At 64.5% G+C, this 12,068-nt stretch carries 9 protein-coding genes; 1 reads left to right on the top strand and 8 read right to left on the bottom strand.

Annotated elements, in window-relative coordinates; translation table 11 throughout:
- Positions 1 to 10: 10 nt before the first annotated feature.
- The 5 genes from HF027_RS00745 to betC form a co-directional block, all read right to left on the bottom strand.
- Positions 11 to 931: a LysR substrate-binding domain-containing protein gene (locus HF027_RS00745; protein ID WP_168011944.1), complete on the bottom strand. Its 921-nt coding sequence runs from the start codon at positions 929 to 931 to the stop codon at positions 11 to 13.
- Positions 932 to 1,148: 217 nt separating this feature from the next.
- Positions 1,149 to 2,798, bottom strand: coding sequence for a BCCT family transporter (locus HF027_RS00740; protein ID WP_168011942.1), 1,650 nt, complete (start codon positions 2,796 to 2,798; stop codon positions 1,149 to 1,151).
- A 222-nt stretch (positions 2,799 to 3,020) separates the two neighbouring features.
- Positions 3,021 to 4,670 (bottom strand): BCCT family transporter, encoded by a 1,650-nt coding sequence (locus HF027_RS00735; RefSeq protein ID WP_168011940.1) that lies wholly within the window; start codon positions 4,668 to 4,670, stop codon positions 3,021 to 3,023.
- Between the two features lie 164 nt (positions 4,671 to 4,834).
- Positions 4,835 to 6,484, bottom strand: coding sequence for a SulP family inorganic anion transporter (locus HF027_RS00730; protein WP_245184387.1), 1,650 nt, complete (start codon positions 6,482 to 6,484; stop codon positions 4,835 to 4,837).
- On the bottom strand, positions 6,484 to 8,013 hold the full coding sequence (gene betC / locus HF027_RS00725) for a choline-sulfatase (protein ID WP_168011938.1): 1,530 nt from the start codon (positions 8,011 to 8,013) through the stop codon (positions 6,484 to 6,486). Before betC ends, HF027_RS00730 begins: the two co-directional genes overlap by 1 nt.
- A 114-nt stretch (positions 8,014 to 8,127) precedes the next feature.
- Here betC and HF027_RS00720 point away from each other — a divergent pair, with 114 nt between their 5' ends.
- Positions 8,128 to 9,024, top strand: a complete 897-nt coding sequence (locus HF027_RS00720) for a LysR substrate-binding domain-containing protein (protein ID WP_168011936.1) — start codon at positions 8,128 to 8,130, stop codon at positions 9,022 to 9,024.
- A gap of 103 nt (positions 9,025 to 9,127) precedes the next feature.
- On the opposite strand, the gene HF027_RS00715 is transcribed toward HF027_RS00720, so the two are convergent.
- The 3 genes from HF027_RS00715 to glcE form a co-directional block, all read right to left on the bottom strand.
- Positions 9,128 to 9,529 carry a GlcG/HbpS family heme-binding protein gene (locus HF027_RS00715; RefSeq protein WP_168011934.1) on the bottom strand — a complete coding sequence of 134 codons (402 nt, stop codon included), beginning with the start codon at positions 9,527 to 9,529 and terminating at the stop codon, positions 9,128 to 9,130.
- A gap of 63 nt (positions 9,530 to 9,592) precedes the next feature.
- A complete protein-coding gene (glcF, locus tag HF027_RS00710; protein ID WP_168011932.1) occupies positions 9,593 to 10,825 on the bottom strand; it encodes a glycolate oxidase subunit GlcF in 1,233 nt (410 codons plus the stop codon).
- A 29-nt stretch (positions 10,826 to 10,854) separates the two neighbouring features.
- A complete protein-coding gene (glcE, locus tag HF027_RS00705; protein WP_168011930.1) occupies positions 10,855 to 11,967 on the bottom strand; it encodes a glycolate oxidase subunit GlcE in 1,113 nt (370 codons plus the stop codon).
- Positions 11,968 to 12,068: the final 101 nt, after the last annotated feature.

The following is a 12,068-nucleotide window of genomic DNA, read 5'->3' as shown; positions in this document are numbered from 1 at the left end:
CCAGGCGTTCTCAGGCATGCACGCAGGCCGCCTGCCGATGTATGGCATCGACCAGCCAGTCGCTGATCGGTTCGGTGACTGCGCTGTGGCGATGCTTGACGCTGAGCCAGTAGCCATAGTCCTGGCGCGTCACTCGGGGCGCCAGGGCGATAAGCTGGCCGCTCGCCAGGTAATCCTCGACCAGCGGAGACCAGCCCAGCGCCACACCCTGATGGGCGAGCGCGGCATTCAGCAGCAGGGCGTAGTTGTGGTAGGCGAAGACGTCGTCCCGCGGCATCAGGCTCAGCCCGACGTGCCGGCACCACTGGGCCCAGTCGAGCCAGCGCGGATCCTTGATGTCCTGATGCAGCAGCGATAGTCGTGGCAGGTGGTCCGCCGTCAGCGTGCCGCCCAAGCCCTGCTCGCTTGCATAGTCGGGGCTGCACACCGGAAAGACCGCCTCGCTGACCAGCAGTCGTCCCTTGTCCTGTGGCATGTAAGGGCCGAAGCGGATGGCGATGTCGGCGGCCTGCAGTTCGGGGGCATCGGCACGATCGATGGGCATCAGCTTGAACGTGAAGCCCGGGAAGGCCTGCTTGAGCGCCGGCAGCTGCGGCAGTAGCCAGAGGTGCGTGAAGCCCGATCCAGCGGCGATCACCACCGAGGGCGATGGGCGCTGCCCCTGCTGAATCTGTCGTTCGCAGGCATCACGAATCGACTCGAGGCCGGGCGAGATGTCCCGAAAGAAACGTTCCCCCTGGACCGTAAGCGTCAGGCGACCGCCGTGGCGGTCGAACACCGGCAGGCCCAGCCGTTCCTCAAGGGTACGGATACGCTGCGAGATGGTGGGTTGGGTCGTGCCCTCTTCCTCGGCCGCCGCCGTCATGGAGCCCAGCCGTACCGTGGCCTCGAAGGCCACCAGGGATGATAGAGACGGGAGCCGGTGGTTCATCGGGACAGTCCTGGGTTCTCGGAGCATGGAGAGGCATCGACGACGTCGTCGAGAAGGGCGTGTATGCGTCCGGGTATTACCGCCATACAAACGGGTTGGGCGCCATGGGGCCGCGCCCGACTCCGTAAAGGGGGCCGTCTTTGACTCGTCGGCCGGGCCCCTTCCCGCGAGTAGGCCAGGGAACCTGCCCGGCGCCATCGGGCTGGGCAGGAGGGGATCAGTCGCCCCCCCGACGGAGCTGGCGCAGCTCGCCGTTCAGTGCCTTGATGATGCTATAGCACATCAGCAGCATCACGACGGAGAACGGAATCGCCGTCGCGGTCACCCCGGCCTGGAGCGCCGAGAGGCCGCCGCCGATCAGCAGCACGATGGCGATCAGGCCTTCTACCGTGGCCCAGAACATGCGCTGGGGACGCGGCGCGTCGATCTTGCCACCGGCGGTGATGGTATCGATCACCAGCGAGCCGGAATCCGAGGAGGTGACGAAGAAGATCAGCGCCAGGATGATGCCAAGGGTCGACATCAGCCCCGTCAGCGGCAGTTCGTTGAGCATGCCGAACAGCGACAGCTCGGGGCTGTAGTTGTCGATCACATACTCCTTGACCAGGCTGCCGGCGGGATCGGCATAGAGCTGGTCGAGCGCCGTGGCGCCGAAGATGCCCATCCAGATGAAGATGAACAGGCTGGGGATCAGCAGCACGCAGATCACGAATTCGCGCACCGTGCGCCCTCGCGACACTCGAGCGATGAACATGCCGACGAACGGCGCCCAACTGACCCACCAGGCCCAGTAGAAGATGGTCCAGGCCTGGCGGTAGGCGTCATCGTCGCGCCCGAACGGGGCCGATAGCGGGATGAACTCCGTTACATAGGTCGAAAGACCCGTCCAGAACCCGCTCAGGGCTACCAGGGTCGGGCCGGCGAACAGCACGAAGAAGAAGAACAGTACGGCCATGACCATGTTGATCTCGGAGAGCTTCTTCACGCCGCCGTCCAGGCCACGCCACACCGAGACCAGGGCCACCGCCGTGACCAGCACGATGATGATGACCTGGGTGGCGGTGGTGACCTCGAGGCCGAACACGAAGTTCATCCCCGCATTGGCCTGCTGGGCCCCGAGGCCGAGCGAGGTGGCCAGGCCGAACAGGGTGGAGAACACCGCCAGGATATCGATCGCATGTCCCCACCAGCCCCAGACGCGATCGCCGAGAATCGGGAAGAACGCCGAACGGATGGAGAAGGGCAGGCCCTTGTTGTAGGTGAAGAGGGCCAGCGCCAGGGCCATCACCACATAGACGGCCCAGCCATGGATGCCCCAATGGAGATAGGTGCCGGCGAGGCCCAGGGCGCTCGCCTCGGAAATGGCCTCCGGGTTGAGCTCGCCATCGGCTCCAAACGGCGAGGCGACGCCCAGAGGCAGCGAGACGTTGGCATGGTAGACCGGCTCCAGCACGCCGAAGAACAGCAGCCCGATGCCGATGCCGGCGGCGAACAGCATCGCGAACCAGGACAGGTAGCCGTGCTCCGGTCGAGCATCGGGCCCGCCCAGCCTGACCTTGCCGTAGGGCAGGAAGGCCAGCGCCACGCAGAACAGGATGAAGAAATCCACTACGATCATGAAGTACCAGTCCAAGGTGCCGGTGGAGAAGGCGACGATGGACTGGAAGACGCTGCCCGCCCGTTCCGGAAACAGCAGGGTGAGCGCGATAAAGATGATGGAGGCGAGGGCCGAGACGACGAAGACCCGGTTATGGATATCGAAGCCGATGGGCCCGAGGTGGCCCTCGATATTGTCCTGGCCAACGACGTAATCCGTCTGCATGTCATCCGATCCCGGGGGTGGGGCCGGTTCGTGTGGGCTACTCATGAAGGTTGCTCCTGTGGATGAAGACACCTTGGCCGATAGAGCCTCTCACAAGTCGGCTGTCGCATCTAAAGAGGGAGGTGTCGAGAGGGGGAGGACTGCCTGTGTCGGAAGGTTGGCCTCATGGCGTCGATATGGGAACCGGACGCAACCGTCCTCCTGGAACCTTAACCTCGTATGGGCATGGGACCAGGAGGCGGAAGCCTTAGAGGAAGCGCAGGAGGATCAGCGGAGGCGACGCAGTTCGCCGTTCAGTGCCTTGATGATGCTATAGCACATCAGCAGCATCACGACGGAGAACGGAATCGCCGTCGCGGTCACCCCGGCCTGGAGAGCCGAGAGGCCGCCGCCGATCAGCAGCACGATGGCGATCAGGCCCTCGACTGTCGCCCAGAACATGCGCTGGGGGCGGGGGGCGTCGATCTTGCCACCGGCGGTAATGGTATCGATGACCAGTGAGCCAGAATCGGACGAGGTGACAAAGAAAACCAGCGCCAGGACGATGCCGAGGGTCGACATCAGGCTCGTCAACGGCAGTTCATTCAGCATGCCGAACAGCGCCAGCTCCGGACGGTAGCTGTCGATTACGTACTGCTTGACCAGGCTGCCGGCCGGGTCGGCGTAGAGCTGCTCCAGGGCGATGCTGCCGAACACGCCCATCCAGATGAAGATGAACAGGCTGGGGACCAGCAGCACGCAGATCACGAACTCCCGCACGGTGCGGCCCTTTGACACCCGAGCGACGAACATGCCGACGAACGGGGCCCAGCTGACCCACCAGGCCCAGTAGAAGACCGACCAGGATTGGCGATAGGCGTCGTCATCACGGCCGAACGGCGCCGAGAGGGGAATGAACTCCGTCACATAGCTCTTAAGCCCTGACCAGAGCCCGGTCAGCCCCACCAGAGTCGGGCCGGCGAACACCACGAACAGGAAAAATAGCACGGCCGCGATCATGTTCCACTCGGAGAGCTTCTTCACGCCGCCGTCCAGGCCACGCCACACCGAGATCAGGGCCACTGCCGTGACCGCCACGATGACGATGACCTGGGTGGTGACGTTGACCTCAATGCCGAAGACGAAATTCATGCCGGCATTGGCCTGTTGCGCCCCGAGCCCGAGCGCCGTGGCCAGGCCGAACAGGGTGGAGAACACCGCCAGAATATCGATGGCATGGCCCCACCAGCCCCAGACGCGGTCGCCGAGAATCGGGAAGAAGACCGAACGGATGGAGAAGGGCAATCCCTTGTTGAAGGAAAAGAGCGCCAAGGCCAGTGCCATGACGGCATAGACCGCCCAACCATGCAGGCCCCAGTGGAGGAAGGTACCGGCCAGACCCATGGCGGTGGCCTCGGCGATGGCCTCCGGGTTCAGCGCTCCATCGGCACCGAAAGGTGAGGGGGTGCCCAGCGGCGAGGAGACATTGGCATGGTAGACCGGTTCCAGCACGCTGAAGAACAGCAGGGCGATGCCGATACCGGCGGTGAACAGCATCGCGAACCAGGAGAGATAGCTGTGTTCAGGCCGCGCATCCGGTCCGCCAAGCCGGACCTTGCCGTAGGGCAGCACGACGAGTGCCAGGCAGAACAGGATGAAGAAATCCACCAGGATCATGAAGTACCAGTCCAGGGTGCCGGTGGAAAAGGCGACAACCGATTGGAAGATATTGCCTGCCCGCTCCGGGAACAGCAGGGTGAGGGCGATGAAGAGCACCGAGGCGATCGCCGAGACGACGAAGACCCGGTTATGGACATCGAAGTCGAAAGGGCCGAGACGGCCTTCGATATTGTCCTGGCCGACCGTGTAATCGGTCTGCATATCGTCGATTGCCACCGACGCTGTCGCGGGAGGTACGGGGTCGTTAGGAAGACTCATGGGGTACTTCTCCTTATTGTTAGGGATAGAACAGTCAGATGTTTCCTTATGCAACACTCATCATGTCGCGCCGGTGTTGGCCATCAGCGAGTGGGGTAAGGCGTGCCAGGCCTTCCTCGTGGCATAAAGCCAGGGACAACGGTCGTCGTGTCATTTAATGCCTCCTACAGCGTAATGACGTGGTCATGGGCCAGGGTGTCTTGGGGGATGCCGGCGCGTGTCAGTCGTGCCGCGACATCGGGTTTGGGCCAGGCCAGGTAGAGCCGTCCGCCCTGCGCCCGGCAGCGACGAGCCTGTCGTTGCAGCAGGTGGATACCGCTGAGATCGATGAAGTTGATCCCCGCGGCGAGAATCACCAGATTCGGCTGGGCGGTTTTCTCGAGCCGTTGCGCCACCGACTCGCAGGCCCCGAAGAACAGCGATCCGTCGATCCTGATGACCTCACACTCTGGCGCCTCCAGGGCCTCCTGGAGTGCGAAGGGGGCATGGACCAGCTCGCTTGCCACCACCGGCGGACGGGTGGTTCGGCGCAGGTAGAGCGTCAGCGAGGCCAGCACACCGAAGTAGATGGCAAACTCCAGGGCCAGCATCAGGGTGGAGGCGAAGGTGATCAGCAGGACGGCGGTCTCCGACCGGCTGGTCGCGAAGGCTTCCCGAATGCTGTGCCGATCCACCAGATTGACGGCCACCAGTAGCAACAGGGCGCCCATGGCGGGCATCGGCACGTGTTCAAGCAGCGGTGCCGCCAACAGCACGATCGGCACCAGCATGATGGCCGATAGCAGCGCGGCGAGTGGCGAGCCGGCCCCGGCACTGGCATTGATGGCCGAGCGGGTGAAGGAGCCCGACGAGATGTAACTCGAGAAGAAGGCCCCGGCGAGGTTCGACAGCCCCTGGCCGATGAACTCCTGATTGGCATTTACGCGCTCTCCCTGGCGCGCCGCGAAGGCCCGCGAGATCGCCGCCGCCTCGACCAGACCGAGAAGCCCCAGGGCGACGGCGCCGGGGGTCAGCATCTGCACGGTCTCAAGCGATAGGTCCGGCATCGAGAGCGGCGGCAGGCCGCTGGGCATCGCCATGATCCGGGGAATCTGCTGGCCACCGGGATCGAGTATGCCGGCCAGCAGCGAGGCGCCCGCCAGCGCCAGCAACATGCCAGGCCAGCGGGGCGCCCAGCGGCGAATGGCCAGGCAGAGGCCCAGGGTGACCGCGGCGACCAGCAGGGCCTCGGGGTGCACGCGGTCGAGGTGTGCCAGCAGCGCTGGCCAGAGCGCGAGGAAGCCGCTGCTATCTAGCGACGACAGCCCGAGCACGTAGGGCAGTTGACTGGTGGCGATGATCACCGCCGCGCCGGCGGTGAAACCGGTGACCACGGAGTGGGACACCAGGTCGACCAGCACACCGAGCCGCGTGACCCCCAACGCCAGCTGAAAGACGCCGACCAGAAAGGTCAGTGTCAGGGCGAGCGAGAGGAAGTCGGCTTCCCCACCCTCTACCATCGGCTGCAGGGTGGCGAACAGTGCGATTGACAGCGCGGCCGTGGGGCCGCTGACCATCTGCTTCGATGAGCCGAACAAGGCGGCCAGTGCCGCGGGTACGATCGCCGTGTACAGACCGTACTGGGGAGGCAGGCCGGCGAGCATGGCATAGGCCACGCCCTGCGGTACCACCAGGACGGCACCGGTCAGGCCTGCCATGGCATCGCGGCGCACCGTCCCGGGGGACTGGTGACGCAGCCAGCTCATGAAAGGCAGCCAGCGTCGCTGGCTGCCCTGGCCCGTTGCCGATTCGCGACCGAGCGATGGCATTGGCATTACCGTTCGTCGGTCACATGCGGGAAGCGTGAACGCGCCTCGAGGTCATCCAGGTCGATGGTGTTGCGCATGTACTGGACGCTGGCATCGAAGAATGGCTGGTGATCCCAGGGGGTCACCTTGCCCTTCATGTTGGCGCGGGCGACCAGCTTGCGACGGCGCTGGCTGTCGAGCACGTCCTGGTGCAGCTGTTCGAGATCCCAGCGGCTCGCGATCTCCTCACGGAACTGCTTGCACCGGTCCTGGTGCTCGGGATCCTCGGCGAGGTTGGTCAGCTCCTGCGGATCGGCCTCGAGGTCGAACAGCTGGTCCGGGTCCGGGCTGGTATGGACGAACTTGTAGCGACCGCGACGAATCATCAGCAGCGGGGCGATGGCGCCTTCACCGCAGTATTGGCCGATCACCTCATCATGGCCGCCGGTACCGGTCAGGTGCGGGTTCAGGCTGCGGCCATCGATGGGCACCGCGTAGTCCGGGGCCTGGCCGTCATTGCCCCATTCAGCGAAGGTCGGCAGCAGGTCCATGGTGGATACGGACTGCTTGACGCGGCCGGGGGTGAAGCGTCCCGGGGCATGCACGATCATTGGTACGCGGGCGGAGCCTTCGAACCAGCTCATCTTGTACCAGAGACCACGCTCGCCGAGCATGTCGCCGTGGTCGCCGGAGAAGACGATGATGGTGTCCTCTTCCAGGCCGCTTTCCTTCAGGGCCGTCAGCACCTTGCCGAGCTGGTCGTCGACATAGCTGATGGCGCCGTAGTAGGCACGACGCGCATTGCGGATCTGCTCGTCGTTGATGGTGTCCTCGTCGCACTGATAGACCTGACGCAGGCGCTTGGAATGCGGGTCCATCAGGTCCCGAGAGTAGGGCACCTTGGGCATATCGATCTCGTCGTGATCGTAGCGATCCCAGTATTCCTGCGGGATGGTGTAGGGGTCGTGGGGGTGAGTCAGCGAGACCGTGAGGCAGAAGGGACGCTCCTGATCGCTGCGCGCATAGTCATAGATGAAGCGCTGGGCGCGGAAGGTCACTTCGTCATCGAAGTCGAGCTGATTGGAGCGTACGCAGGGCCCGGCCTGGGTGACCGAAGACATGTTGTGGTAGTAGCTCGGACGCTCCTCGAAGTTCTCCCAGTCGACGAACCAGCCGAAGTCGGCCGGGTAGATGTCGGAGGTCAGGCGCTCCTCGAAGCCGTGCAGCTGGTCCGGGCCGCAGAAGTGCATCTTGCCGGAAAGCGCGGTCTGGTAGCCGGCATCGCGCAGGTAGTGGGCGAAGGTGGGCGTTTCGGCGGCCAGCTCGGAGGCGTTGTCGAAAGCGCCGATCCGCGACGGCAGCTGGCCGGCCATCAGGACGAAGCGCGACGGCGCGCACAGCGGGCTGTTGCAGTAGGCCGAGTCGAAGACCACGCCTTCTTCCGCCAGGCGCGACAGGTTCGGTGTCTTGGTGACCTCGTGGCCATAGAACGACAGCGATGGCGCAGCCATCTGGTCGGCCATGAGGAAGAGAATATTGGGCTTCTTATTGGACATGGGGACGTGCCTCCCGAGGGGTGCAGGGATTGCTTGCGGTCGGGAGACAGTCTCTATGCTAATCTCATACCCTGTAAACTCGCTAATTTTTTATGGGTGGGATTAGTTCATCTAATGTTATTAACCAGCAAGCGGATATCGCCCAATGGGCTGCGGGTCTTCGAATCGGCGGCCCGACACCTGAGTTTCACCGCCGCCGCCAAGGAGCTGCGTTCCACCCAGTCGGCCGTCAGCCAGCAGGTGCGGGCCCTCGAGGAAGAGCTCGGCCTGCAACTGTTTGATCGCATCTATCGCGGCGTCCGCCTGACCGAGCCGGGCCAGGCGCTGTGCGAGGCCGTGCAGGTTGGGTTCGCGACCATCGAAGGCACCATCGACCGCTTGCAGCAGCGTCACCGCAACCCGCGCCTAACCCTCCTCACCGATTTTTCTCTGGCCTCGTATTGGCTGCTGCCGCGCCTGCCGGCCTTTCGTCAGCAACATCCCCATATCGACGTCCGGATCATGACCAATCAGGGGGTCTTCGACTGGCGGGAGCAGGAGGTCGATATCGCCATCGTGTTCGCCGACCAGCGAGAGCTCGAGGGGATACCGCGGCTGCTCGACGAGGAGGTATTTCCAGTGTGCAGTCCCGGGTTCCTGGACGCGTACGGGCCGATCGATGATCTGGCGCGTCTCGGTGAGGTGCCGCTGCTGACCCTGACCGCCGACCAGGGCCAGAAGTGGTTGGACTGGCCCGGGTATTTCGAGCGCATGGGGGGGCAGGCGCACCAGGCGCCTTCGGAGCTGATCTTCAACAACTATCCGCTGCTGTTGCAGGCGGCGATCGCCGGCCAGGGCGTCGGCCTAGGGTGGCGGGGCGTGGTCGAGGACCAGCTCGATCGCGGCATGCTGGTGGGGCTTGAGTCTCTCAGCCTGAGCACCGACAACGGCTATGGGGTGATCGATGTTCATGCGGAGGGTCAAAGCCCGGCCAAGCAGGCCTTTCTGGATTGGATCCTGGCCAGCAACTGAGCGCGCGGTCGAGTGACGGATGCTGGATCAATAAAAAAATCCCCGCTGGGCCATACGGCGGCGGGGGAAAAGGGGCAAATCGACATACTTTTTGGGCGTTGCGTTAGCCCAGAGCGGCGATGCCTGCCTTGGCGATCTGTACGTCCTGGTCTGGCTTGACGCCGGAGACGCCGACGGTGCCAGCGACGTGACCGTCGTTGAGCACCGGTACACCGCCGGAGAGGGTGGCGGTCAGCGGGGCGGACAAAAAGGCGGTCCGACCGTTATTGATCATGTCCTCGAAGACCTGGGTTTCCTTTTTGCCCAGTGCTGAGCTGCGGGCTTTCTCTGAGGCCACGGTCGGCGTCATCGGCGCGGCGCCATCAAGGCGACGCAGGGCCAGCAGGTGCCCACCATCATCGGCGACGGCGATCGTCACGGCCCAGCCGTTGGCTTCGGCTTCCTTTTGAGCAGCGTCGAGAATCAGGTTGGCGTCTGAAAGGGTCAGCACGGATTTGGTCTGCATGGGATGCTCCTTGGGTGTGTTCGATATTGGGGTTGGGTGTCTGAACGAGGGGCGCCCGGGCGCTTATGTCAGCGCCTCATCGACGATTTCGATCCAGTGGCGAACGGGCGTGCGGCCGGCGCCGGCCAGGTGGGTCTGGCAACCGATGTTGGCTGTCACAATCGTTTCCGGGTCGCCGGCTTCCAATGCGTCGAGCTTGTTGTCGCGCAGCTGAGTGGCCAGTTCTGGCTGTGTGATCGAATAGGTGCCTGCCGAGCCGCAACACAGATGGCTATCCTGAACCGGTGTGAGTGAGAAACCCAGCCGGCTGAGCACGCCTTCGACGCTTCCGGCCAGCTTCTGCGCGTGCTGCAGTGTACAGGGGCAGTGAAAGGCCAGTCGCTGCTTGTCCTGAATGCTCAGGGTATCCAGGTCTTCATCGGCCAGAAGTTCGCCAAGATCCTTGGCCAGGGCGCTGACCCGGGCGGCTTTTTCGGCATAGGTCGGGTCGTCGGCGAGCACCTCGCCGTATTCCTTGACCATGGCACCGCAACCGCTGGCGGTCTGGACGATGGCTTCACAGCCGGCTTCCAGGTGCGGCCACCAGGCATCGATATTGGCGCGCATGCGGGCCCGTCCGGCCTCCTGGGCGTTGAGGTGGAAATCGATGGCGCCGCAGCAACCCGCCTCGGGTGCCGGGGTCAGGCCGATGCCGAGTCGGTCCAGCACACGCGCCGTGGCGGCGTTGGTATTGGGTGAAAGGCCCGGTTGCACACAGCCTTCGAGAATCAGCATCTGGCGCGCATGGTGCTTGCCATCCGGGCGCGAGCCGGCATCCACCGGCGCCGGCGGCATCTTGCTCTTGAGTCGGCCGGGCATCAGTGGTTTGAAGGTGGTGCCCAGTGCGAGCAGAGCCTTGAAGCGAGTGGGCTCGACCAGGGCCTTACGCAGCCCGAGGCGCAGGGCGCGTTCCGGCAGGCTTCTGGGCACCCGGCGCTCGATCTCGGCGCGACCGATGTCGAGCAGCTTGTGATACTCGACGCCCGATGGACAGGTGGTTTCGCAGTTGCGGCAGGTCAGGCAGCGGTCCAGGTGCAGCCGGGTCTCCTCGGTGACCTGATCATCGTCATCGCGGCTCTCAAGCAGCTCCTTCATCAGGTAGATGCGCCCGCGGGGACCATCGCGTTCGTCGCCGAGCAGCTGATAGGTCGGGCAGGTGGCATTGCAGAAGCCACAGTGCACGCAGCTGCGCAGGACACGGTCGGCCTCGCGGATATGGGGCTTCTTGAGATCGTCTTGGCTGAAATGCGTCTGCATCGGGCTCTCCCTTCGGGCTTTCGCCGGGCTTAGACGTCGCCGTATAGGCGGCCGGGGTTGAATATCCCGTTCGGGTCGAGTTCGGCCTTGAGCCGACGATGATACTTGGCGATGACAGGGGCGAGGGGGGTGAAAGGTTCGGCCGCGCCCTGTGCTTTGTGATGCCCTTCGCCTTGCCCGTCACTGGCGCCCAAGCAGGTGGCGTGGCCACCCACTCGGCTGGCGGCGGCGCGAATCTCCTCGGCAGCGGCATCGCTCTTCAGCCAACGTTGGGCGCCGGCCCAATCGAGGAGCGTTTCGCCGGCAAGCGGCAGCGGCGGGGTGTGGTTGGGCAATGAGAGCCGCCACAGCGGGCGAGCGTCATCGGTGAAGAAGGGCAGACGCAGATCCCGCAGCGTCTGCCAGAAGTCTTCCTCGAGCTCATCGCCGCCCAGGCGCTCGCGGGTTGCGGCCACTGAGCTTGCGCCGCCTTCCAGGCGCAGGTGCAGGGCGCCATCCGTGTAGGCGGAGGCAGTGATCGGCAGCGGCTGGCGGCCCCATTGGGTGAGGCGATCCAGGGCCTTCTCCAGCGGCATTTCCAGGCGCAGGCTGGCACTGGCGGCAGGCCTTGGCAGTACCTTCATCGAGACCTCACTGACCACCCCGAGGGTGCCCTGGGCGCCGACCATCAGTCGCGAGATGTCGTAGCCGGCGACATTCTTCATTACCTCGCCACCGAAACGCAGCTCACGACCGGTGCGGTCGATCACCCGGGTGCCGAGCACGAAGTCACGCACCGCGCCGGCCCAGGGACGGCGTGGCCCGGAGAGTCCGGTGGCGATCATGCCACCGACAGTGCCAACCTCGCCGAAGCGAGGCGGTTCGCAGCCAAGCATCTGGCCTTCGGCTTGAAGCGCCGACTCGAGCTCGTCAAGTGGTGTGCCGGTGCGCACCGAGACGACGAGCTCGACCGGGTCGTAATGGGTGATGCCGCGGTGAGCAGACAGCGACAGCGGAGTGCCATCTACTGCCCGGCCGTAGAAGCTTCGGGTGTCACCACCAACGATCCGCAGCGGCGAGCCTGCCTTATCGGCGTGGCGAATTTGCTCGCCGATCTCGGCACTCATGTTCTGATCGTGGGGTGATGCGTAGGTGTCAGCCATGATGAATCCTTCTACGTCTGCGCCAGCGCCGCCGATGACGTGCGGTGGGCGCCACTCTCGCTATCGGCTCCCGCCTGCATGCTCTGGTCATGGTGGTCGAT

This window comes from Halomonas salinarum, assembly GCF_012062845.1.
GTDB classification, from domain to species: Bacteria; Pseudomonadota; Gammaproteobacteria; order Pseudomonadales; family Halomonadaceae; genus Onishia; species Onishia salinarum.
Note: the sequence above shows the minus strand (reverse complement) of the source record. Positions and strands in the feature narration are given on the sequence as shown.

Coding starts and splice junctions, on each gene's coding strand:
- HF027_RS00715 (WP_168011934.1), bottom strand. CDS start 9,529: ATGCAGACCAAATCCGTGCTGACCCTTTCAGACGCCAACCTGATTCTC.
- glcE (WP_168011930.1), bottom strand. CDS start 11,967: ATGGCTGACACCTACGCATCACCCCACGATCAGAACATGAGTGCCGAG.
- betC (WP_168011938.1), bottom strand. CDS start 8,013: ATGTCCAATAAGAAGCCCAATATTCTCTTCCTCATGGCCGACCAGATG.
- HF027_RS00740 (WP_168011942.1), bottom strand. CDS start 2,798: ATGAGTAGCCCACACGAACCGGCCCCACCCCCGGGATCGGATGACATG.
- glcF (WP_168011932.1), bottom strand. CDS start 10,825: ATGCAGACGCATTTCAGCCAAGACGATCTCAAGAAGCCCCATATCCGC.
- HF027_RS00730 (WP_245184387.1), bottom strand. CDS start 6,484: ATGCCAATGCCATCGCTCGGTCGCGAATCGGCAACGGGCCAGGGCAGC.
- HF027_RS00735 (WP_168011940.1), bottom strand. CDS start 4,670: ATGAGTCTTCCTAACGACCCCGTACCTCCCGCGACAGCGTCGGTGGCA.
- HF027_RS00745 (WP_168011944.1), bottom strand. CDS start 931: ATGAACCACCGGCTCCCGTCTCTATCATCCCTGGTGGCCTTCGAGGCC.
- HF027_RS00720 (WP_168011936.1), top strand. CDS start 8,128: ATGTTATTAACCAGCAAGCGGATATCGCCCAATGGGCTGCGGGTCTTC.